This is a genomic window from Nanobdella aerobiophila (assembly GCF_023169545.1).
Taxonomy (GTDB): Archaea; Nanobdellota; Nanobdellia; order Nanobdellales; family Nanobdellaceae; genus Nanobdella; species Nanobdella aerobiophila.
Genome location: NZ_AP019769.1, coordinates 533,847 through 554,900, shown reverse-complemented (window position 1 = coordinate 554,900; position 21,054 = coordinate 533,847). Strand labels below are relative to the sequence as shown.

At 25.7% G+C, this 21,054-nt stretch carries 25 protein-coding genes and 2 tRNA genes; 15 read left to right on the top strand and 12 right to left on the bottom strand.

The genetic code is table 11. The features are described 5' to 3' along the window. Positions 1-40 precede the first annotated feature (40 nt). Positions 41-544, top strand: coding sequence for a 30S ribosomal protein S19e (locus tag MJ2HA_RS03160; protein WP_258393097.1), 504 nt, complete (start codon positions 41-43; stop codon positions 542-544). Continuing rightward, positions 541-1,011 carry a hypothetical protein gene (locus MJ2HA_RS03155; RefSeq protein WP_258393096.1) on the top strand — a complete coding sequence of 157 codons (471 nt, stop codon included), beginning with the start codon at positions 541-543 and terminating at the stop codon, positions 1,009-1,011. The genes MJ2HA_RS03160 and MJ2HA_RS03155 overlap by 4 nt, the downstream gene beginning before the upstream one ends. On the opposite strand, the gene MJ2HA_RS03150 is transcribed toward MJ2HA_RS03155, so the two are convergent. The 6 genes from MJ2HA_RS03150 to MJ2HA_RS03125 all read right to left on the bottom strand — a co-directional run bounded on the left by MJ2HA_RS03150 (position 1,008) and on the right by MJ2HA_RS03125 (position 5,867). Next, positions 1,008-1,448: a hypothetical protein gene (locus MJ2HA_RS03150; protein WP_258393095.1), complete on the bottom strand. Its 441-nt coding sequence runs from the start codon at positions 1,446-1,448 to the stop codon at positions 1,008-1,010. The two genes, MJ2HA_RS03155 and MJ2HA_RS03150, sit on opposite strands and share 4 nt — an antisense overlap. Then, positions 1,445-1,765 carry a hypothetical protein gene (locus tag MJ2HA_RS03145; protein ID WP_258393094.1) on the bottom strand — a complete coding sequence of 107 codons (321 nt, stop codon included), beginning with the start codon at positions 1,763-1,765 and terminating at the stop codon, positions 1,445-1,447. Before MJ2HA_RS03145 ends, MJ2HA_RS03150 begins: the two co-directional genes overlap by 4 nt. Continuing rightward, positions 1,762-3,840: a hypothetical protein gene (locus MJ2HA_RS03140; RefSeq protein ID WP_258393093.1), complete on the bottom strand. Its 2,079-nt coding sequence runs from the start codon at positions 3,838-3,840 to the stop codon at positions 1,762-1,764. The genes MJ2HA_RS03145 and MJ2HA_RS03140 overlap by 4 nt, the downstream gene beginning before the upstream one ends. After that, positions 3,825-5,123: an ATP-binding protein gene (locus MJ2HA_RS03135; protein ID WP_258393092.1), complete on the bottom strand. Its 1,299-nt coding sequence runs from the start codon at positions 5,121-5,123 to the stop codon at positions 3,825-3,827. The genes MJ2HA_RS03140 and MJ2HA_RS03135 overlap by 16 nt, the downstream gene beginning before the upstream one ends. Before the next feature lie 560 nt (positions 5,124-5,683). Next, a tRNA-Gly gene (locus tag MJ2HA_RS03130) sits at positions 5,684-5,754 on the bottom strand. A gap of 41 nt (positions 5,755-5,795) precedes the next feature. Further along, positions 5,796-5,867: transfer RNA gene (locus tag MJ2HA_RS03125), tRNA-Ala, on the bottom strand. Positions 5,868-5,900: 33 nt separating this feature from the next. Here MJ2HA_RS03125 and MJ2HA_RS03120 point away from each other — a divergent pair. Next, entirely contained in the window at positions 5,901-6,527 is a 627-nt protein-coding gene (locus MJ2HA_RS03120; protein ID WP_258393091.1) for a hypothetical protein, read from the top strand. 19 nt (positions 6,528-6,546) lie between these two features. Here the strand turns inward: MJ2HA_RS03120 and MJ2HA_RS03115 are convergent, their stop codons facing one another. Next, the gene (locus MJ2HA_RS03115; RefSeq protein WP_258393090.1) at positions 6,547-6,744 is read right to left on the bottom strand and encodes a hypothetical protein; all 198 of its coding nucleotides are present in this window, start codon (positions 6,742-6,744) and stop codon (positions 6,547-6,549) included. Positions 6,745-6,844: 100 nt separating this feature from the next. On the opposite strand from MJ2HA_RS03115, the gene MJ2HA_RS03110 reads away from it, so the two are divergent. Beyond that, positions 6,845-7,564, top strand: a complete 720-nt coding sequence (locus MJ2HA_RS03110) for a GTPase (RefSeq protein WP_258393089.1) — start codon at positions 6,845-6,847, stop codon at positions 7,562-7,564. A gap of 146 nt (positions 7,565-7,710) precedes the next feature. On the opposite strand, the gene MJ2HA_RS03105 is transcribed toward MJ2HA_RS03110, so the two are convergent. After that, on the bottom strand, positions 7,711-8,265 hold the full coding sequence (locus tag MJ2HA_RS03105; protein WP_258393088.1) for a cysteine hydrolase family protein: 555 nt from the start codon (positions 8,263-8,265) through the stop codon (positions 7,711-7,713). 10 nt (positions 8,266-8,275) lie between these two features. Next, positions 8,276-9,217 (bottom strand): deoxyhypusine synthase, encoded by a 942-nt coding sequence (locus MJ2HA_RS03100; RefSeq protein WP_258393087.1) that lies wholly within the window; start codon positions 9,215-9,217, stop codon positions 8,276-8,278. 28 nt (positions 9,218-9,245) lie between these two features. On the opposite strand from MJ2HA_RS03100, the gene MJ2HA_RS03095 reads away from it, so the two are divergent. After that, complete coding sequence (locus MJ2HA_RS03095; protein ID WP_258393086.1) at positions 9,246-9,572, top strand: methionine--tRNA ligase subunit beta; 327 nt, start codon at positions 9,246-9,248, stop codon at positions 9,570-9,572. On the opposite strand, the gene gatD is transcribed toward MJ2HA_RS03095, so the two are convergent. Together gatD and MJ2HA_RS03085 are read right to left on the bottom strand one after the other, a co-directional pair. After that, positions 9,559-10,836: a Glu-tRNA(Gln) amidotransferase subunit GatD gene (gene gatD, locus MJ2HA_RS03090; RefSeq protein WP_258393085.1), complete on the bottom strand. Its 1,278-nt coding sequence runs from the start codon at positions 10,834-10,836 to the stop codon at positions 9,559-9,561. The two genes, MJ2HA_RS03095 and gatD, sit on opposite strands and share 14 nt — an antisense overlap. Before the next feature lie 25 nt (positions 10,837-10,861). Further along, complete coding sequence (locus tag MJ2HA_RS03085) at positions 10,862-11,158, bottom strand: hypothetical protein (protein ID WP_258393084.1); 297 nt, start codon at positions 11,156-11,158, stop codon at positions 10,862-10,864. Between the two features lie 288 nt (positions 11,159-11,446). On the opposite strand from MJ2HA_RS03085, the gene ftsZ reads away from it, so the two are divergent. Genes ftsZ through MJ2HA_RS03070 form a run of 3 tightly spaced genes read left to right on the top strand, consistent with a single transcriptional unit; the run spans position 11,447 to position 15,127 of the window. Continuing rightward, positions 11,447-12,535 (top strand): cell division protein FtsZ, encoded by a 1,089-nt coding sequence (gene ftsZ / locus MJ2HA_RS03080; protein ID WP_258393083.1) that lies wholly within the window; start codon positions 11,447-11,449, stop codon positions 12,533-12,535. Between the two features lie 34 nt (positions 12,536-12,569). Next, positions 12,570-14,255 carry an ATP-dependent DNA ligase gene (locus tag MJ2HA_RS03075; protein ID WP_258393082.1) on the top strand — a complete coding sequence of 562 codons (1,686 nt, stop codon included), beginning with the start codon at positions 12,570-12,572 and terminating at the stop codon, positions 14,253-14,255. A 38-nt stretch (positions 14,256-14,293) separates the two neighbouring features. Next, positions 14,294-15,127 carry a TrmB family transcriptional regulator gene (locus tag MJ2HA_RS03070; protein WP_258393081.1) on the top strand — a complete coding sequence of 278 codons (834 nt, stop codon included), beginning with the start codon at positions 14,294-14,296 and terminating at the stop codon, positions 15,125-15,127. Here MJ2HA_RS03070 and MJ2HA_RS03065 read toward each other — a convergent pair whose 3' ends face one another. Beyond that, on the bottom strand, positions 15,128-15,733 hold the full coding sequence (locus tag MJ2HA_RS03065; RefSeq protein ID WP_258393080.1) for a nitroreductase family protein: 606 nt from the start codon (positions 15,731-15,733) through the stop codon (positions 15,128-15,130). It lies immediately after the preceding gene. A 342-nt stretch (positions 15,734-16,075) separates the two neighbouring features. On the opposite strand from MJ2HA_RS03065, the gene MJ2HA_RS03060 reads away from it, so the two are divergent. The 7 genes from MJ2HA_RS03060 to MJ2HA_RS03030 all read left to right on the top strand — a co-directional run bounded on the left by MJ2HA_RS03060 (position 16,076) and on the right by MJ2HA_RS03030 (position 21,024). Then, positions 16,076-17,011, top strand: coding sequence for a hypothetical protein (locus MJ2HA_RS03060; RefSeq protein WP_258393079.1), 936 nt, complete (start codon positions 16,076-16,078; stop codon positions 17,009-17,011). A gap of 24 nt (positions 17,012-17,035) precedes the next feature. After that, positions 17,036-17,209, top strand: coding sequence for a zinc finger domain-containing protein (locus MJ2HA_RS03055; RefSeq protein ID WP_258393078.1), 174 nt, complete (start codon positions 17,036-17,038; stop codon positions 17,207-17,209). A gap of 1 nt (position 17,210) precedes the next feature. Then, a complete protein-coding gene (locus MJ2HA_RS03050; protein WP_258393077.1) occupies positions 17,211-17,489 on the top strand; it encodes an elongation factor 1-beta in 279 nt (92 codons plus the stop codon). Then, positions 17,489-19,393, top strand: coding sequence for a reverse gyrase (gene rgy, locus MJ2HA_RS03045; RefSeq protein WP_258393076.1), 1,905 nt, complete (start codon positions 17,489-17,491; stop codon positions 19,391-19,393). Before MJ2HA_RS03050 ends, rgy begins: the two co-directional genes overlap by 1 nt. Before the next feature lie 31 nt (positions 19,394-19,424). Continuing rightward, positions 19,425-19,691 (top strand): TRAM domain-containing protein, encoded by a 267-nt coding sequence (locus MJ2HA_RS03040; protein ID WP_258393075.1) that lies wholly within the window; start codon positions 19,425-19,427, stop codon positions 19,689-19,691. Between the two features lie 63 nt (positions 19,692-19,754). Beyond that, complete coding sequence (gene rpl7ae, locus MJ2HA_RS03035; RefSeq protein WP_375140649.1) at positions 19,755-20,147, top strand: 50S ribosomal protein L7Ae; 393 nt, start codon at positions 19,755-19,757, stop codon at positions 20,145-20,147. A 64-nt stretch (positions 20,148-20,211) separates the two neighbouring features. Next, positions 20,212-21,024 carry a hypothetical protein gene (locus MJ2HA_RS03030; protein ID WP_258393073.1) on the top strand — a complete coding sequence of 271 codons (813 nt, stop codon included), beginning with the start codon at positions 20,212-20,214 and terminating at the stop codon, positions 21,022-21,024. The last annotated feature ends 30 nt before the right edge of the window (positions 21,025-21,054 follow it).

Genomic DNA, 21,054 nt, shown 5'->3' with positions numbered 1-21,054 from the left:
AATATTATATTTTAAAAATGTTTTATAAATATTGCAATATATGGTAAATGTGCTTGATATACCTGGAAATATATTCAATAAAAGATTAGCAAAATATTTATTCGAAAATTATAGAGATAAGATAAAACCACCATATTGGGCAAATTTTGTAAAGACAGGTCCTGATAGAGAGAGAAATCCAGATATACCTGCTGAGGAGTATAACAATGAGCCTGGATGGTGGTATTATAGAGCTGCTTCTATATTGAGGAGATTATATATTAAAGGACCGATTGGTGTGTCTAGATTAAGAAAATATTATGGTGGATTAAGAAAAAGAGGCATGGAACCTGGTAAGTTTAGAAGAGGATATGGAAAGATGGTGAGATCAATATTACAAGAATTAGAATCTGCAGGTTTAGTTACAAAAATTCTAGATAATAAAAATAAAGGAAGAGTAATTACTAATGAAGGAAAAAGTATATTAGATAAATTGGCGAATGAAATATATAAAGATTTAACTAAAGATAATAAAAATTTAGTAGAATATATAGGTAATTTATGAAGGGTGTAAGTTTATGGGTAGAATTTTTAATATATACTTCTTTTGCTATAGCAATATTGTCATTTGTTCTATACTATGTTCATTTATCTATAGCCAATAATCAATCTGAGATAAACTTAAGATATACGGTTAGTTTATTATCAAATTTAAATTATGAAATATATCAGATTGGCTCTTGCTATTCATGTACATATGAGTTTCAAGAGCAGATACCTTCTAATCTAATAATAAATATATATCCAGGATATATAAATGCCATTTATTATTCTAATATAAATTATTCAATATATGTACCATCATATATAAATTTAAATGTAACCAATATCTCCATAAATGATTTTTTATATAATTTTAGTATTAATACCTTACCATTTAATATATCTGGAAATGAATATTCTATATCTGGAAATAATATTTGCTTGTTATTAAATAAGACTGTTTATGGATTCTTTATTGATAGATGTTAAGTGCAGAAGAAATTTGAATATTGTTCTATACTATTGTTTACATTATAACAGAAACATATCCAATCTGGTGGGTTATATAGGGTGAAATTATTATCGCAATACTTTAATATTGTTGAATTTATATTTATATACCCACTAAAATAATAGCAGCAATTAATATTATTTCCATTACATGATTCTAAAGATAGATTATATGAAGATATGCATATATAAGAAAAATTATAATTTATGGTATTTGTATAATTTACAAATAGGTTAGTATAGTTTCCTATATAATTATATCCATAATTTTGATATATATATAATATACTTTTTTGGAAATTACTTCCTATTAATTCTGGATTTATATAGTTAATAGGCTTATTATTATATATAATTAGAAGAGATAATAAAACTGTTATAAACATAGTTGCTAGTAATATATATTGATTTCTCATGAAAATATTATTAATATATAAGGATTATAATTATTTTGGCCAGGGTATAAAATTTCATATACTGGTTCTAGATTATGTATATATTCTGAGCTTACTATATTACCATAATAACATATTGTTGCATTATTATTTGTTATATTTATTATTTCATATATTAGTTGATTATTATTACACGAATTGTTTAGATATATTGTATTATAATATTGATAGTTTATTATATAATTATTATTATTTTTATAATAATAATTATATAATAAAAATAATGATAATATAATTACTGAGAAAGCTAGTTCTACTAATATAATCCAAGATCTCATTTTATATATATTATAATCTTATCATTATATAAAGTATTATTATAAAATATGTACTCATTATATATATTAGAATATAAGTAGTTGTTTACTATATTACCGCTATATATATATCCATTATATATCGTTATATTATCATTTTCAATATAGAAATATATATTATTATAATTACTCGATTCTTGTATCAAATTATTTAAGTTTATTGCTTTTATTGGTTTTATATAATTTATATCTATTATTGGAATCTGTGTAGAAAAAGATAGATATTCTCCCGTATTAATATCTAGATATGGATTATCGTAAAAATATAAATAATAATTTTCATAAGAATAATTATTTAATAACTTTAAATTCATTAGATAATAGTAGTTTATTAGAAATAGATTATATTGTATATATAGGTAATATCTTATGTATGGGTTATAGTTTGTAAATAATAAAGATGTAGAGTTTTGGCTTTTACTATATAAGATTATACCATTTTCATATGGTAAATATAGATAATTATTTAATAAGGAATTAATATAAGAAAATATTTCATTATAAAAATTTGCATGCCCATATTGAAATCCGAAATTATTTTCATTTGTATTCCAATATATCATATTGTTAGAGTTATAATATTTTTTTGTATTTATAATAAACCAATATGTATTTGGGAAGATTACATTATTTATCGATAAATTATAATTATTATATATACTTAGCAATGCTTCTGAGTCATTTATATTATATGTATTTGGAAAATTACTATTAGTATATAAATAATAAAATAAAGGATTATAGTACTCGGGATAGTTGTTGATTATTTCTGTAATATATCCTAGACTATTGCTATTATTATTGTATAATATATAATTATTGGCAATATAATTTTGGTTTAATATTAGATTATTATTAGAATTGTAATTTATATCTGGTCCTATTATAAAGTTATAACTTTCTGTTATATTTGGTTCATATAGGTTATTTATAGTATATTTATTATTGTAATTAATTAATATAATATAGTCTATATATAATTTTCCATTATTATAGATTGTTATATTCGAATTTTCTGTCAAATTACAATAGTAGAAATAAATATTATTATTATTATTTGGTATATTTATATTGCAATTACCAATAGTTATTTTGCCCTCTGATGAAGATGAAGCATTAAATATAACGAGGTAATTTCCAGGATTTATATACTTTTTTGAAGATATGGTAAAACTATCTGAATTATTAGGATATATTATATCTCCGGGGTTATTATAATATACCTCTATTTGCGTATTAATTATCCAGTTTTTACTCAATTGATTTTCATTAAAGTAATAAAAATGATCATAGAAAGGAAAAATATTACTACCGTCTAAACTATAAGAGCTGTTTGTAATTGATATATTTAGTAATGTGTAATTATTATTAGGTATATAAATATTAGCCCATATACCAAAAGATTGATCATTAGAAATATTGCATACAAAATCTGCATTTTGGTAACAGAAATTTATGGTTTGATTATTATTTATATCATATAGTTCTATATTGTCATTATTTTGTAACCAGTAGAATAAATCCGGGTTTGTTATGAATATTGTTTGATTAAATACATTATTTGAAGGATTTGAAATATTTAATATTATATATTGACTATTATTTTCTATAGATAAATTACTAATATTTAGATAAAAATATAATCCATAGTTAGGATCAAGGTAAGTATCATATGTATTGTTTAATATACCCGTATAATTGGTTAAGAAAGAGATATTTAAAGGATAGAATATAGGAAAGGCTGTACAAAAATCTTCATATGCATTTTCATTTATTAAATTATTGTATATTGATGAATTAGCCTGACACTGGTAATACATAGATACTGGTATCATACTATTTATAGATAATATATAATAATTTTGACTTATTTTATCTAGTACATTATCAATTTCTATATTATCGTAGTTTAATTGATTGTTCTCTATTTTATTATATATATAAGCATAATATAAATGTATATAAAATATTAAAAATGATATAAAAATTATTATAGATATAGCTCCTTCCAATATCTTTATTATTGATTTAGCCATAATCTTTTTCTTATTAATGTAGGATCTGCTCCGCCATGCCAAGAAATTCTAGGTTTGATTTGCATAGCATATATTTTTTCAGATTTGTCATCTAATATCAGTGCTGCACCTTTCTTTTTTGGTAAATTTTCATTCATATATATGTCTATATCCTGGGCGGAAAAATTTTTCATAATTTCATTTAAAGAATTTAAATCTCTTTCCGCTGTAACTCTATGAGATATTACAATATCACTTTGTGTAATTACATCTGTATGCATTTTGCCAGGTTGTTGGGTGGCGAGTACTAATGTAATTCCTGGTTGTCTGCCCTCTCTAATTATCTGTATCAATGATTCTGTTGCGGGAGTTATACTATCATTTGGTATAGATTCGTGTGCCTCATCTATTGCTAGCCATACTAATGGAAATTCTCTATTATTCATATCTCTTGAAATATATATTTCATCCAATTCTTCTTTTTTTCTATATAGTAGTCTTTCATAAAATATTTTTTTTGCAATTAATCCTATTACGAGATTTTTTATTGACCATCCTCCTGTAATCGCTGTAAATAATGATATATCTAGAATATTTATATATCCTGGTTTCAAAAGATCTTTGGTAGTATATCCTTTATCTGAAAATAAGCCCCAAGAATTAGCAGAATCAAAGTAGGTTATAATACTATTTTTTATTCTATTGTCAATATTTAATTTTTCTATATAATTAATTATATCTTCTATAGTATATCTGTTATTATTCTCTTGCATTTTTTTAATTATTCTCTGAATATATAAAGATAATTGAGATGAAGGATCTAGATTAAAAGATAGCACCCACTCTATACCAGATAAATCTGAAGGATTTAAAGAGAATCTATCATCTATTGGCATATCTATATCTCTATATTTATCCGATAAACCTTCTGGAACTAAAATTCTTGAGTTTTTTATTGCTTGTGGTTTTAAACCCCACCTTTCTAAAGCTTCTGCATCTCTATAATTTGGAAATTTCATTGTCCAGAATATGCCCATTGTATCAAATATGAGGCCTGAGAAATTATTTAATAGATCTTCTTCCATTGTAGCTAAGCTTTCGAATATAGATGCTAGTGTATAACTTTTACCTTGTCCTCTCTTACCGGCAATTAATATTAAATGTGGATTATTTACATCTAGATATATATTATTAGATAATGAAGTTGCATTTTCCATTTTTATATATTGTTTTCCTATAAATATAGATCCAGAATATTTATATTTTTCAAGATCATCAATAGATCTTCCAACGATTATATCCATATTTATATAAAGTATTTAGAATTAATAAAAAATTCTATAAAAATTTGTAATAATAATTGATAATTAGTAGTAAATATATTTTATTGTTTATAGAGAGGATTTGACCAATCTATAACTTTATAGAATAAAAGATATTTATCTAATATGTAGATCAAATAATAATATTTATAGTATAAAATGATAAAAATAAGAAAGATAATCTAATACCTTTAGAATTTAGAAAAATATTATATATAAATGTTTAAAAAAATCTTTCCTAATGTATATATTTTTAGATCAGAATATAATTCTTATTTATATGTATTTAAGAAAATTGATTATATAATAAGTAGATTTGGAAATCAATATAATTATTTAGTTTCTATCCAGATTATACTAAGCTATTTATCTATAAATAACTTCTTTCTTATATAAAATATTCTACGGATACAATATAAATGTTTTATTTGGTAATATAATAAATAAGACAATAGATATATAGCTTATTAGATAATATTGCTTACTATGGCAAGTAAAAATAGATTATTTCAGTATATAAGATCTGATAATCATTTATAAAGTGCACTCGCCGGGATTTGAACCCGGGCCGCGGGCTTGGAAGGCCCGCATCCTACCGCTAGACGACGAGTGCTAAAATATATCTTTAATTTATATATTATAAGTTTTTCTTTATGGACCCGCCGGGATTTGAACCCGGGATCTCCGGCGAGCCAGGCCGACATCCTACCGCTAGACTACGGGCCCAATATTTTTATAAATTTTTTATATATCCGTATGATGGAGTCAATAACTATATTTACTATAGTAATATTTATAATATCTTTGGGTGTGGTTTATTTATCTCTTAGAAGATATATTAGAACTAATTCTAAGATGTATTTCTTTTATTTTTTAGGCTTTTTAGGATTTTCTTTAATAAGTTTAATACAAATATTATTTTCTATCAATTATTATAATATATTGTTTGAAAAATTATATATATTCTTAGTTGCTTTTTTATTACTTTTGATCGCTAATGGTTCTATATTATATTATAGTAAAAAATTACAATATACATTTATGATAATTGCAATTGTATTATCAATAATATTTTTGTATTTTTTAATAATAGCTAGTAATTTTAATATTATAATGAATGGAATAGCTATGAATTATTCATCTCCAAATTTAGCTTCTGTCATGGGAATTTCATCAATATTAGAATTATTTGCCTCAGTAGTAATATTAGGATCTGCAATATACTCTTTTATTAAGAAAAAATCTAAATCTATAAAATTATTGGCGACGATTTTTGCAATATTGATATTGATCATTACAGGTATACTAGGATCTCTAGGGTATGGATATATATTGTATTCTGGAGAATTAATTGGAATGCTAGGATTTATATATGGATTATATTAAAAATATATAAATAAAGGCCCTAGGAAGCTTGTAGTTTTCCATTCATATCCTTCACTACATTATCCTTCTTTAATCTAGTGACCAAAGTCTTTATAACCCTTACCCTTGTTCTAGGCCTTTTTGATTTCACGGCCTTTATTAGATCATCTACAGACATTGGAGATTTTAATAATTCTAAAATAAGTTCCTTTAAAGTCTTTTTTTTCCTTGCTGCCATAATATAATATATACCTTATTATTTATAAATATAATATTATAATTTCAATATAAAGGCTTAATTTGTAATGCTAATTTTAATATATATGGATAAAAAAATCATGGAGATTATTTCAAGATCAGATATATTATTGGAAATATTAGACTCTAGATTTCCTAAAAGTTGTAGACTATATAGTATTGAAAAATATATAAAAAACTTTAATAAAAAATTGATATTGGTTTTGAATAAATCAGATCTAGTTCCAGAAGATTTTTTAGATATAGTAGTGGATGCATTTAATAATGAGTTTCCAACAGTTTATGTATCGACAAAAACAAGAAGAGGAAGTAGATTATTAAGAAAAATGATAAAAGATATCTCAAATAAAAATAAAGAAAAAATATATATTGGTTTATTCGGATATCCAAATACAGGAAAATCATCTATATCCAATTTATTAACTGGTAGAAAAAGGTCATTAACTTCTCCATCGCCAGGATTTACAAAAGGATTACAAATGATACGATTATCGAGAAGATATTATATAATCGACTCACCAGGAATAATATTACCAAGAGAAGAATATAAGATGGCAATACTAGGTAGTATAAGAATTGAAAATATTAAATTTCCTGAGAAGGCAGTATTTTATTTATATAAACATATAGGAAAAAGTCCATTTAAAGATTATTATAATATTGAATTTAATAATTTTAAGGATTTATATGATAAATTAAGAAAAAAATATAATATAAAGGATAAAAATTGGATAAAGAGAATAAGTATTATAATTTTAAATGATTGGTACAAAGGAAATATTCGCGGATACTGGTTATAATCCGCAGTATCACCAGCCTCATACTCAGACTTACTTCATTGATTGGAGGGTGCTATAAAATTTAAATATAGAAAAATAATAAAAATTTGATGAAGATTTCGATGTCGACTGATATAATGATGATAAGAGGGTAAACAGATAAAAAACTATTTTATAATGTTTTCTAAATTTTTTGCTTTTACTGTTATAAATAGGTTTTTCATGTTTTCTATAGACCTATTATGACCTTCTTTATTTGATGATGAAACAGCATCTTCTATTATTATAGGTGTAAATCCTAGTGCAAATGCATGTCTTGCAGATGTTTCTATTCCTATTTCTGTAGCAATACCAGTGAATATTATATTATTTATATTCCTATTTCTTAATAATAATTCAAAATTTGTTCCTACAAATATGCTCCAGGTATTTTTTTCTATTATTAATTCATTATCCTCTGGTTTTATATATAGATCGAAATCTCCTTCTTTCCATGTAGAACTTTTCCATTTCATATTCGATATATTCTTAGGTTCAAATCCCTTCGGATATTGCTTTATCTTTGTATATACTACAGGTATATTGTTTTTTCTAGCAAATTCTATCACTTCTTTTGTAGAATTTATAAACTCTTCTTTATTATATATACTATTTACTAATATATTTATTACGTCCCAGACTATTAAAATTGTTTTTTCTTTTTCAATTTTTATTTCCTCCATAAAAAAATATTTATAGAAAATCTGATATTATTAATGGTAGTGCTATTGTTATATCACTCCATATATTCACATGCTTTGCATCTTTTTTAATCTTTTTCCAGGTTATTGCTTCCTTTGTTTTTGCGCCAGATAAACTACCATCTAATTCATTCGCAGATGATATATATACAGCATATTTTAATCCCCCTGAGAATTGGGCCCACCAGATTGTATGATGCTTTGATATACCTCCACCAAGTATTAATGCACCTACTTTTTTATCTCCGAAGAATTTTGATGCTAGAAGTTTTTCATCTTCCCATACAGATATCTGTATGTCGGGGTAGTCATATTCATTTATTAATATTTGAGTACCAACTGCACCATCTGTAATGCCTGGAATTATTATTGGTATCTTGTTTTTGTAGGACCAATATACTATACTTTCTTCTTTTCGAGGGTTATTTTCTAATCTTTCACCAATTTTATATATTAATTCATAGGTTCCTATCCTCTTTTTATTATCTTTATTTAACTCATCAAAAATATCATTTAATATAGGTCTTAATATGTTTTCTATTGCTAGACCATAATTATTATCTGGTATATATACATTTCCTAACCTTAATATACCCTCCTCCCTTAATTTTATATCATCAGAATCAAAATATCCAATATAGTAGTCATTTACTAATCTTGCTATATCATGATCTAATGTCCCGGTTGTAGTAATTATAATATCAAATAATTTATTTTTTATTATATCTCTTATTAACCCTCTAATTCCAGTTGATATTATATCTGCTGGGAATGAGAGAATTTTTATAACTTCTTTATCATTAAACATATCTTTTAATGCTTCATAACCTCTATATAGTTCTTGTGCCTGAAATCCTCCTATATTTTTGAACTGTTCTAATAGTTCTGATACTTTAATGTCCTTTTTTATCTTTAAATCCTTTATTGGTTCCATTTATAAATAATGTTTATAATAGTTTTAAATGGATTCAATAACGATTGAAGATCTACAAAAAATAAGGTTAATAGTTGGAAAAATATTAGAAGTCCAAGATCATCCAAATGCAGATAAATTATATGTATTAAAAGTAGATATAGGAGGCGAAATAAGGACAATTGTATCCGGGATAAAAAGTTGGTACAAAAAGGAGGAGTTAATAAATAAAAAAATAATAATAGTGACAAATTTACAATATAAGAATTTTAGGGGTATAGAATCTCAAGGTATGTTGTTAGCAGCGGAATACGATAACTTTGTATCTTTATTAACCGTTGATAAAGATATAAAAGAAGGTTCTATAGTACATTGAAATATTCATAATGACTTTTTTCATTTATTTCTCCAGCTATATTCGATAGAAAGATCTTTTTTACTTCATCATAATTATCTGCATGTCCTAAACTATACATCAGTTTTACTAGAGAAACTTCCGGTGTCATATCTTGAGAATATATAACACCTAAATCATATAATAATCTACCATTGGTATAGACAAAAGGATTCGTTCTACCATATATAGTTTGTGAGGCTATAACAAATACCATATTATTTTTAATTCCTTCTTTTATGTTATCTATCCATGAATATTCTTTTTTAACTGGATTTGTTGGTACATGACCAAAACCAGTTCCTTCTAATACAATCCCTCTATAATTTTTATCTATATAATATTTTACAATATCTGGATCAGAACCTGGATATACTTTGATTAATGCAACTTTCTTTTCAATTTTATCATCTAGATATGGGTCATTATTATTCCTTTTTACATAATTGTTATTTATTATCTCCATATTTTTTTCTAAAGGATATATCTTTGCTATTGGTAAATCATTTATTGATTGAAATGCATCTCTTCTCTCAGTATGCATTTTTCTAACTTTTGTACCTCTGTGGGCATATGCAAATTTATCTGAAGAGCTCCCATGCATAACAACTGAAACTTCTGCAATATCGGAATTATTATATATAGCAGAAGATAATAAATTGAAAAAAGCATCTGAAGAAGGTCTATCTGATGATCTCTGGGATCCAGTTAAGGCTATAGGTTTATTTAGATTTTTTATAATGAAGGAAAGTGCAGCAGATGTATAGTGCATAGTATCTGTACCATGTAGTACTGTTATACCATTATTTTCATTATCTTTTAGTAAATTTACTGCTTTCTTTCCGATCTCAATCCAGTTATCTGGTAACATATCCTCTGAAGCTATAGAAAAAGGGATTTCTATATTTTTTATTTCTGTATAATTTAATAGATCTGGGACTAAATCTATCAATTCTTCTGGATTTGTTAGCATATGTACTCCTCCAGTTCTATAGTCAATTTTTGATAATATTGTACCACCTGTTGCTATTATTGAGATTTTTTTATTATTTTTTGAGATTATATTTCTTATTTCTTCTTTTTTCGTATCATATATCTCTTTTTGTTCTATATCTATTATATCTTCTTTGTAAATACCTATATTATAACCATTTTTCAATTTTATTATTATAAAATCGGAGGTTTCATTTATTATATATCCTGATCTTAATTTATTATCTTTTGTCTTTATATTAACATATCTCATCTAAAAAATAATAAGAAAAAAATTTTTATTTTAATGGATATAAATATGTAGTTCCATTAAGATTGCATATAACATCTGTACTATTATACGAACAGTTTAATTGTGTTTGATTTATCTCTTGTTCATAACATGCCGTGTAGTTATATACTTGTCCAATAAATGCATAATTCATCATATTTTGTGCACAATTTGCATATGCTATTATACCAGAATCCATATTTTGTATATTATTTACTAATGAACTTGTTGTTATATACATAGTGGAAGCTAATAATAAAAATGGTATTAACAATCCAATACTCATAGACATTTCTGATTTCATAATAGTAATATTAATAGAAAGATTTATAAAAATAATTTTTTATATTTATCAATAAATTTATTACTATACGATGATTATAAAGTATTATTTATAAACATTTCTTTTTATGTTTATCTTAACACTTTAATATGTTATTTATTTTTGATATTATTTGTCATTATCTATATATAATTAGAATTGATTTTACGTTAAAAATTATCTATATAATTCAGAAAATTCTATTAAATATTCTTAAAGGATTTTTTTATAATGAAAATATTTTTAATATAGTAAATTTTATATATTACTATGGCAGACCTTTATACTAATAAAGAAGATGACGTAGAAATAATAGGAGTACAAGAAGGCGAGGAGTTTAAATTGATACCAACAATAAAAATAGTAGGTACAGGAGGAGCAGGTTCAAATATAGCAGATTGGTTATATAAGATGGATATAAAAGGTGCAGAAGTAATAGCTGCAAATACGGATTATGCTCATTTAAAATCAGTAAAAGCTCATAAAAAAGTATTATTGGGTAAGGATGTAACTAGGGGATTAGGTGCAGGTGGTTTACCATCTAAAGGAACAGAAGCAGCAAGAGCATCCCAGGGTGATCTAAGAAAATTATTAGAAGGAGCAGATATGGTATGGATTACATTGGGTTTAGGTGGAGGAACAGGAACAGGTTCCGCTCCTGTTGTCGCACAAATTGCTAAGGAAGCAGGAGTGCCATTAATAGTAGCAGTAGCAACACTACCATTTTCATCTGAAGGTGGAGTTAGAAGAGAAAAAGCAGAAGAAGGTCTAGCACAGTTAAGAAAATATGCAGATAATGTAATATTGATAGATAACAATAAAATATTGCAATATGCAGGAAATCTGCCAGTATCACAGGCTTTTGGATATGCAAATAACATAGTAGGTCAAATGATAAAAGGTTTAGTAGAAACTATTGCAGTTCCATCTTATATTAATTTGGACTTCGCTGATGTAAAGACTGTATTGGGCATAGGTGGTGGTGCATCTATTGTAGGTATAGGTGTAGCAGATGGTGAAAAGAGAGCTGAAGAAGCAGCAAAGAGAGCATTGGAATTACCATTATTAGATGTGTCATATGAAGGTGCTACAGGTGCATTAGTACATGTAACTGGAGGTCCAGACATGACTTTAAAAGAAGTAAATGAAGTAGCGGAGCATGTAAAGAAATATTTAGGTGAAGATTCTTTGACAATACTAGGTGCAAGAATGGATGAAAATATGAAAGGAAAGATAAAAGCTACAATAATTATATCTGGTGTAAGAAGTCCATATATATTGTCGAAATGGAAAGAAGAGTGGGATACTGGGAGGTTGGTTAAAGATTCTAATTTAGGAATAGATATTTTAAATATATAGAAACTTTTATTTTTTATTTTTATATATAATTTTTATGGAATTTGAAAGATTAGCTAATGTTTTTAAAAATTTAGAAGATAAGTCTGAAAGGTTGGTAAAAGTAGATATTTTATCAAAGTTTATATTGGAAATAGATAAAGATTCCATAAAAGAAACATTTATGTTAATAGGAGGGAACATATTTTATCCATGGGAGGATAAAGATACTGAGATTGCTGAAAAATTAACCATAAAGGCATTATCTATAGCTACAGGATATGATAAACAGTACATTGAAAATTTATTTGTTAAAACAGGTGATATGGGTTTAGTTGCGGAAAAATTAGTTTTAGAAAAGAAACAAAGATCAATATTTACTAAAAAGCTATCTATAAAAGATGTATATGATACATTTAGATCAATAGGTTTATTAGGGGGAGAGGGCGCTCAAGATAAAAAAATAAGATACCTAGCAAATTTATTTGTATCTTCTACTCCATTAGAAGCCAGATATATTGCAAGATTATCCTTAGAAGATTTGAAGATCGGAGTAGGAGAAGGAATAATAATAGATTCTATAGCTAAAGCCTTTAATTTTAGATCAGAAGATATTGAAAAAGCATATTTTATATTAAATGATTTCGGAGAAGTAGTAAAGTTAATATTGGAAAAAGGAAGTGAAGCTATATACAATATCTCTCCAATATTGGGTAGGCCAATAAAGGTTATGTTGGCTATAAAAGCAGATAGTGCTAAAGAAGCATTTGATGTTGTTGGGAGACCTGCGATGATTGAATATAAATATGATGGATTTAGAGTACAAATACATAAAAAGGGTAATGAAATATCTTTATGGACTAGAAGATTAGAAAATGTTACAGATCAATTTCCAGATGTTATAGAATTTATTAAAGAATGTTTACCGATGGATAAGGATTTCTTGGTCGAAGGAGAAATTGTAGGATATCATGATAGAAAATATCTGCCATTCCAAAAGATCTCACAAAGAATTAGAAGAAAATATAATATAGAAAAAATGGTAAAGGAGATACCAGTTGTCGTTAGATTATTTGATATAATCTATTATGATAATTCCTTACTAAATGTGCCTTTTAAGGAAAGAAGAGATTTATTAAAATCTATAGTAAAGGAAGATGAGAATAAGATATCGGTATCCGAAGGTAAGATAACAGATTCAGAAGAAGAAGCAAATAATTTTTTCAATGATGCTATAAGAAATGGTTTAGAAGGTATAATGTTTAAAAAATTAGATGCAAAATATCAGCCGGGCAGAAGGGTTGGGTATATGGTAAAATTAAAGCCTGTAAAGGAATCAATTGATGTTGTTATAACTGGTGCAGAATGGGGGGAAGGAAAGAGAGGTGGCTGGTTAACATCATATATAATATCTATATTAGATAGAGAGACAGGCAAATTATTAGAAGTTGGAGAGGTTAGTAGTGGTTTAAAGGAAAAGAAAGAATCGGAAGATGATATAACATTTGAGGATATGACTAAAATTTTAAAACCATTGATTAGGGAAGAAGATGGAAAAATGGTAAAAATAATTCCAAAAATTGTAATAGAGGTATTGTATGACGAAATACAGAAAAGTCCTAAATATTCATCTGGATTTGCCTTAAGATTTCCAAGATTCGTCAGACTAAGGCCAGATAAGTCTATAGAGGATATAGATGATATAAATAGATTATACGATCTATATAGGAATCAAAAATCATAAGGATAGTTTTTAAACCCTTTGTTATCTATATATATTATATGATTGTAAATGATGAGTTAGTGAATAAAGTAAAATCTTCTTTTAATTTGAATACATATGAAGCCAGGATATGGTTAGCATTACTATCAAAGGGTGTTGCAACTGCTGGTGAATTAGCAGATTTGGCAGATATACCAAGATCTAGAGCATATGACGTTCTAGAGTCTTTAGAAAAAAAAGGTTTTGTTGTTATGAAGCTTGGGAAGCCAATCAAATACTTAGCAATACCTCCAAGTGAGGTTGTTGAGAGGGTAAGAAAGAGATATGAAGAAGTTGTAAATAGGAAAGTGTCAGAGTTAGAGAAATTAAAGGATTCTCCATTAGTAGGTGAATTAGATTCTATACACAAGTCAGGTGCTGCTTCAATAGACATCTCAGAAAAATCAGGAGCTTTGAGGGGACAACAAAATATCATAAGTCATTTAGAAACTATGTTAAAGGAAGCAGAAAAACAAGTAAATATAGTTACTACAGAATTAAGTTTTGTTAGAGATGCAATAGTACTAAAACCTGTATTTATGGAATTAAAAGAAAGGAATGTTACTGTTAGAATTATAACTCCAATAAAGGATGAAAATGCAAAGTATGTTCAAGAATTGTTAAATTATGTAGAAATATATGATGCAGCAGATTTTAGAGGTAGAATAGTTACTATAGATTCTGAAGAAGTGATGATGATGTTATTTGACGAAAAAGAGATTATGTCCTCTATGGATGTAGCTGTTTGGTTATACGCTCCAGCATTAGCAAAATTCTTGGATCAATTAATACAAACCATAGTCCCAAGCTTGCCTACAGGTCAAAAAGCTTTAATTGATAAAAAGTTAATATAGCTATTGTTTTTCAAATACATTCTTAAGATAATTAATTATATTTTTTATATTGCTCATTAATGGGTAATATTGTGGTTTATATAAGGAATTTCCATATTTTTCAAAATATACAATTTCATTTAAATTTTTTCTAGGTGTTTCTTTTGGTGTATTATTTATATAACCCATAGTTATAATTATGTGTACATTATACTCTTTTGGTATCTGTAATATTTCCTTTATCTTAGCTTCATCGAAATTTCCAATCCAGCACGTTCCAACATTTTTATTCAATGCATACAAGATAATATTTTCTGCTGTTGCTGCAGTATCTTGTAGAGCATATTCTTTTCCTTTATTTCCATAAAAAGATATCATTTTTTGATCATTTGATATTATTACAATCAATGTATTTGCCTTTTTTATAAATTCTTGTTTAGCTGCAGACGAAATCTTTTCTATTGTCTCTGGATTTTTTATTATTATAAATTTATAATGGTCAAGATTCCCAGCTATTGGCGCTAAGGTGCCTTTTTTAATTATATCAAGTATGTCATCATATGGTATATCATCAGTTGAATAATCTCTAAAACTTCTCCTCTTGATTATTGCTTCTTCTATGTCCATAAAATTATATACTATTTTTGGCTTTATAATTTGAATATATCATTATTGTAAATATAATATTTAATATTATTATTGGGGTATTTATATAGTTTAGATAATTATAATTTAATATGTTATAAAGAATCAATATTAATGGGATATTTAAATATAAGTTTTTATATTTTAAGTTTAGTAAAAATAAAATGAATATTATTATAAATCCAATATAGTCATAATTATTTTTATATATAGAATATATTATTACAATTATATATGTAGATATTGATAAAATAATTAGGTATTTTTGATACTTGTTTATATCTTCTTTTATTCTTCTAGAATTTATATAGACTATTATATATAATGAAAAAAATAATATACTATATAATATATAATATATTATATAACTATATATCATATAGATTATATTTTATGGAAAAAAATTATAATGTAATATGTGAATCCGATATTGGTTTAGAAGAATATATATTATATGAGATAAAAAATATATTAAATAAAGATATAAATTATGATATAAATATTATAAATAATAAGATAAATATATTATTGGATTTAGAGGAAGAAGATATAATAAGATTAATGTATTATTCTAGAACTTTAGACAATATATACAAATTAGGCGGATCTGAAAGGATCAGAATAAACTTATCAAATAGAAATTATAATATTTTTAATATAAATAGATTGAAATCTACATTAGTGTCAAAAATATTATATTTATCTAGAATATATGAAGCAAAAAATATATTAAATCTGATGGATGACGGTTCTTTTTCGATTGAAGAAGGGATATTATTGAAAAATATTCCTGTAATCTTTTGGAAAATGAAAGATATAAAATATACTATTGATTTTCAGATATACAATAAAGTAGATAAAAAAATATATTGTGTCCATAAAGATCCGAATTTATTGTACAAAATAGAAAAAAATTCAGAAAAAGCATTAGTCGATGATATAACTATATTTAGAAGGATCAATATAGAGTGGTTAGATCAAAAATTTAAAAGCGAATCCATAGATAGAATATTTGTGTTTAAAATTAAGAATAGATATGAATTATCTAAAAAAGAAAAATATATATTTTTCCAATCAGATTATTTATTAAGAAAAGGTGGAAAATTATATATTTTGCTATATAATAATATAAATAATTATGATCAAATAATAAAAAATATAATAGATTATATAAAAAAATATAATATAGAATATATACGAAGCTACTATATATATAATAACAATAAAAAATTATTGCTTCTAGAATTTAAAAAAATTTAAATTATTTGCATATATTAGATCTTTATGGATATAGATGATATAAAAAAGACAAATAATCTAAGGAAAATTATTGTAGGAGATACTATAATTAAATTTCCATGTCCAAAATGTGGAGAAGAAACTATAATTAGAAGTAATAGGGAAAAACTATTAGGCTTAGAGTGGCAATGCTCTAAATGTGGATTTATAGGACCTTAAAATGGATAGATATGTTGTTATAACATTAAAGGTATCTCCAAATGATATAGATTTAGATTTAGATAAATTAAATGAAGCAATAAAGGACAAAATTAAAGAATTTGGAGGCAATTTTTTATCCTATGAAAAACAACCAGTTGCTTTTGGACTAAATGTACTAATGATTAAATTTTTATATCCAGATAAAGAATTTAGCGAAGAAGAATTATTAAATAATATTAATTCTATAGAGGGGGTTGGAAATTCAGAAATTATTTCTGTGTCTTTGGCACAGATATAATGTATTTTTTAAAAGATCTATCAGAAATAGATCTAGATAAAATAAGGAAAGAAATAGAAGATGAGAGAAGATTAATAAGAGATATAAAAGAAGGAAGGATAGAGGTCAAAAAAGATGAATTAATGAAGGTAATTTTATTTATTGTTGAATCGCCTAATAAGGCTAGGACGATAGCATCATTTTTTGGTAGACCATCAATAAGAAATTTAAATGGTATACCTGTGTATGAAATTTCTTTAGGTAATCTTCATTTAATAATTACAGCATCTAGAGGCCATATATTGGAATTAACTACGGAGAATATTGGGTTATTTGGTATAGAAAAAAATGAAAAATTGTTGATACCATACTATACAACAATTAAAAGGTGTTTAGAATGTAATAATCAGTTTACGGAGTATAAAGATGGAAAATGTCCATATTGTGGTTCTAGTAATATAGATGATTCTATAAATAGGATAAAGGCTTTACAGGAATTGGCTCAAGAAGTTGATCAGATAGTAATTGGTACAGATCCAGATACAGAGGGGGAAATGATTGCTTATTCATTATTTTTGGTCTTAAATCCTTATAATAATAATATAAAGAGGGCGGAATTTCATGAAGTTACAAAAAATTCTATAATAAATGCAATAAATAACCTAAGGGATATAAATTTAAATTTAGTCAAATCTCAGATTGTTAGGAGGATAGAGGATAGATGGATTGGATTTAGTTTATCTAGTATAGTTCAAAATTATTATAATAAATTGTGGTTATCAGCTGGTAGAGTCCAAACACCGATATTAGGATGGATAATAAATAGATTTAATGAAAGGAATAAATCAAAAGTCTATATATTGGATATAACATTAGAAAATGATAGAAAATTATATATTGATACTGATTTTAAGACAAGAAAGGAGGTAAATAAGGCAATAAAAGAATTAAAAGATAATAATATATATATAATAGATTATAAAGAATATGAGGAAAAATTAGAACCTTTACCACCGTATATTACAAGTACTATATTGCAAGATGCTAATAATTTGTTAAAAATTGGGGCAGATAAAATAATGCAAATATTACAGGAATTATTTGAATCCTCTTTAATTACATATCATAGAACAGATTCTACAAGGATATCTTCTTTTGGTATTTCCTTAGCAAAGGAATATATAAACCAAAAATTTGGAGAAAAATATTTTTATCCTAGATCATGGGGAGAAGGTGGTGCTCATGAGGCGATAAGACCAACAAAACCACTGGATTCTCAAAAACTAAAAGAATCAATAGAAAATGGAGATATAGAAATATATATTAATATGACTAGAAGACATTATATAGTCTATGATCTAATATTTGCTAGATTTATACAATCGCAGATGAAGTATACAATAGTAAACAAATATATTCAAAAAATAAGGATACCATATATAGAAAAAGAAATAGAACTATCTGGTATAAAAGATGTAAAAGAAGATGGATGGAACTTAGTTTATCCATTTAGAATAAATGTTTTAAAAATTAATCCTATACAAAATAATCTAAAAATAAAGGATATATATGGTAAGAAAGTACCTAAATTAAGATTATTTTCTCAAGCTGATATTATAAATCTAATGAAAGAAAAAGATATAGGTAGGCCATCGACTTATGCAACTATAATAAAAAAAGTAATGGGTAGGGGATATGTAATTGATAAGAGTAATAATCTGATACCAACTAAATTGGGAATTGAAGTATATTTGTTTCTTGAAAAATATTTTCATGATTTTGTTTCTGAGAAAAGAACAAGAGATCTAGAAGATATTATGGATAGAATATCTGAAGGTAGAGAGGATTATATGAAAATATTAAATGAATTATTTAATGAGACAAACAGTATTGTTGAAACGGGTAAAAAAATATTGAATAAATAAACTTATATATTAGTTATATAATAATAATTCAATGGTAGTTAGAGGCATAAAAGTAGGAGAGATCTATGAGGTAGAAATAAAGAGTTTGACGCAAAGAGGAGATGGATTTGCTAGGGTGAAAGGTATAGCTTGTTTTGTGAAGAATGTTACAGTTGGATGGAAGGGAAATGTTAAGGTTGTAAAAGTAGGTCCTAGTTATATAGTAGCTGAACCTTCAGGGGAAGCATCCTCTTCACAAGAAGCTTCTTCTCAATCTTCTGAAGAATCTTTTGACGATTCTATGGAAGAGGGGATGTAAAATATCTTTTATTGTTTTTTAAACCTTTTCATAAAATATTTTTTTTAGATAGATGATGAGATCATGATGACAGCTCCATACGTAAAATGGTCAGAAGATGTATTAAATACATTTATACAGAACTATGAAGCAAAAGTATATGAGGCATTTGAAAAGGCAAAATCAACAGGAAAATTAAAGAAAGGAACTAATGAAGTTACAAAAGCAGTAGATAGAGGGCAGGCAAAATTGGTAGCAATAGCTTTAGATGTAGATCCAGCAGATATAGTAATGCATTTACCAGAACTATCTGAAGAGAAAGGTGTTAGATATGTTTATGTTTCATCTAAAGAAAAATTAGGACAAGCTTGCGGTTTACATACTCAAGCTGCAGCAGCAGCAATTGTTGAACCTGGTGAAAGTAAACAATTGTTAGATGAATTGATAAAGGCTTTAGATACTTTATTAAAGAAATAATTTTTTATTTACTTTTGGTAAAAAGTATAGAAAGGTTTATAAGTTTTAAGTGGAATAATACTATATGTCTGTAAATATACCTGTCAATCCCGATTCTGAAAAATTAGCAATAGATTATATACTAAATCATACAAAAGATTTGGGAAAAGGGGATCTAGATACGCAATTCATGGTATTAAAAGAAAAAAAATCTGAATTGGAAAAATTATTAGGAAGAGAGAAAGGCTATGATAAAGAATTTATGAAAAAAGAGTTTAATCCATACTATATTGGATTGGGTGAAGCGCCTGCAGATTACTTATTATCAAAATTAGTAGGTACTATGAATAATACCAATAAATTTGGTTTAGCATTATTCTATGCAGGATTGCTTGTAAATAATAGAGATTCTCAACCTAAATTTAGCACTAAAAGAGGAGAATATGATAGAGATATAGAACAATTATATAGAATCTTTGGAAAGGAGTTAGGATTTAAAACTAAAGAAGATTTTGAAGCAGGAGCTAGGGAATACTTAAACTCTTTATATGCTTTAAGATATGAACTTATTAATAATGCGTATAATAAGATAATAAATGAAGGAAAACAAGGAGATATAAGCTATAATGAGTTATCAAGAGCATATTCTTCTTTAATAAATGCTTATGTACAAAAAGTAGGAACTAATCTATTAGCTATAAAAGAAATGATCGGATTAGAAAAGCTTGCAGAATATTTAATGAATCTAGGGGTAGCAGGTGATAAAGATTATTTAAGTCAATTAGCAAAATCTAACTATTCGCCAGCTAGTCAAGCTCTTAATAATCCAACTCAATCAACACATCAACAAAATCCAGCATCTAAAGATCAGCCACCAAGCCCATATGTAGTTTCATAATTTTTTTAAAAGAAGCACTAAAAGATTATT

Coding starts and splice junctions, on each gene's coding strand:
- MJ2HA_RS03160 (WP_258393097.1), top strand. CDS start 41: ATGGTAAATGTGCTTGATATACCTGGAAATATATTCAATAAAAGATTA.
- MJ2HA_RS03155 (WP_258393096.1), top strand. CDS start 541: ATGAAGGGTGTAAGTTTATGGGTAGAATTTTTAATATATACTTCTTTT.
- MJ2HA_RS03150 (WP_258393095.1), bottom strand. CDS start 1,448: ATGAGAAATCAATATATATTACTAGCAACTATGTTTATAACAGTTTTA.
- MJ2HA_RS03145 (WP_258393094.1), bottom strand. CDS start 1,765: ATGAGATCTTGGATTATATTAGTAGAACTAGCTTTCTCAGTAATTATA.
- MJ2HA_RS03140 (WP_258393093.1), bottom strand. CDS start 3,840: ATGGCTAAATCAATAATAAAGATATTGGAAGGAGCTATATCTATAATA.
- MJ2HA_RS03135 (WP_258393092.1), bottom strand. CDS start 5,123: ATGGATATAATCGTTGGAAGATCTATTGATGATCTTGAAAAATATAAA.
- MJ2HA_RS03120 (WP_258393091.1), top strand. CDS start 5,901: ATGGAGTCAATAACTATATTTACTATAGTAATATTTATAATATCTTTG.
- MJ2HA_RS03115 (WP_258393090.1), bottom strand. CDS start 6,744: ATGGCAGCAAGGAAAAAAAAGACTTTAAAGGAACTTATTTTAGAATTA.
- MJ2HA_RS03110 (WP_258393089.1), top strand. CDS start 6,845: ATGGAGATTATTTCAAGATCAGATATATTATTGGAAATATTAGACTCT.
- MJ2HA_RS03105 (WP_258393088.1), bottom strand. CDS start 8,265: ATGGAGGAAATAAAAATTGAAAAAGAAAAAACAATTTTAATAGTCTGG.
- MJ2HA_RS03100 (WP_258393087.1), bottom strand. CDS start 9,217: ATGGAACCAATAAAGGATTTAAAGATAAAAAAGGACATTAAAGTATCA.
- MJ2HA_RS03095 (WP_258393086.1), top strand. CDS start 9,246: ATGGATTCAATAACGATTGAAGATCTACAAAAAATAAGGTTAATAGTT.
- gatD (WP_258393085.1), bottom strand. CDS start 10,836: ATGAGATATGTTAATATAAAGACAAAAGATAATAAATTAAGATCAGGA.
- MJ2HA_RS03085 (WP_258393084.1), bottom strand. CDS start 11,158: ATGAAATCAGAAATGTCTATGAGTATTGGATTGTTAATACCATTTTTA.
- ftsZ (WP_258393083.1), top strand. CDS start 11,447: ATGGCAGACCTTTATACTAATAAAGAAGATGACGTAGAAATAATAGGA.
- MJ2HA_RS03075 (WP_258393082.1), top strand. CDS start 12,570: ATGGAATTTGAAAGATTAGCTAATGTTTTTAAAAATTTAGAAGATAAG.
- MJ2HA_RS03070 (WP_258393081.1), top strand. CDS start 14,294: ATGATTGTAAATGATGAGTTAGTGAATAAAGTAAAATCTTCTTTTAAT.
- MJ2HA_RS03065 (WP_258393080.1), bottom strand. CDS start 15,733: ATGGACATAGAAGAAGCAATAATCAAGAGGAGAAGTTTTAGAGATTAT.
- MJ2HA_RS03060 (WP_258393079.1), top strand. CDS start 16,076: ATGAAAAAAATAATATACTATATAATATATAATATATTATATAACTAT.
- MJ2HA_RS03055 (WP_258393078.1), top strand. CDS start 17,036: ATGGATATAGATGATATAAAAAAGACAAATAATCTAAGGAAAATTATT.
- MJ2HA_RS03050 (WP_258393077.1), top strand. CDS start 17,211: ATGGATAGATATGTTGTTATAACATTAAAGGTATCTCCAAATGATATA.
- rgy (WP_258393076.1), top strand. CDS start 17,489: ATGTATTTTTTAAAAGATCTATCAGAAATAGATCTAGATAAAATAAGG.
- MJ2HA_RS03040 (WP_258393075.1), top strand. CDS start 19,425: ATGGTAGTTAGAGGCATAAAAGTAGGAGAGATCTATGAGGTAGAAATA.
- rpl7ae (WP_375140649.1), top strand. CDS start 19,755: ATGATGACAGCTCCATACGTAAAATGGTCAGAAGATGTATTAAATACA.
- MJ2HA_RS03030 (WP_258393073.1), top strand. CDS start 20,212: ATGTCTGTAAATATACCTGTCAATCCCGATTCTGAAAAATTAGCAATA.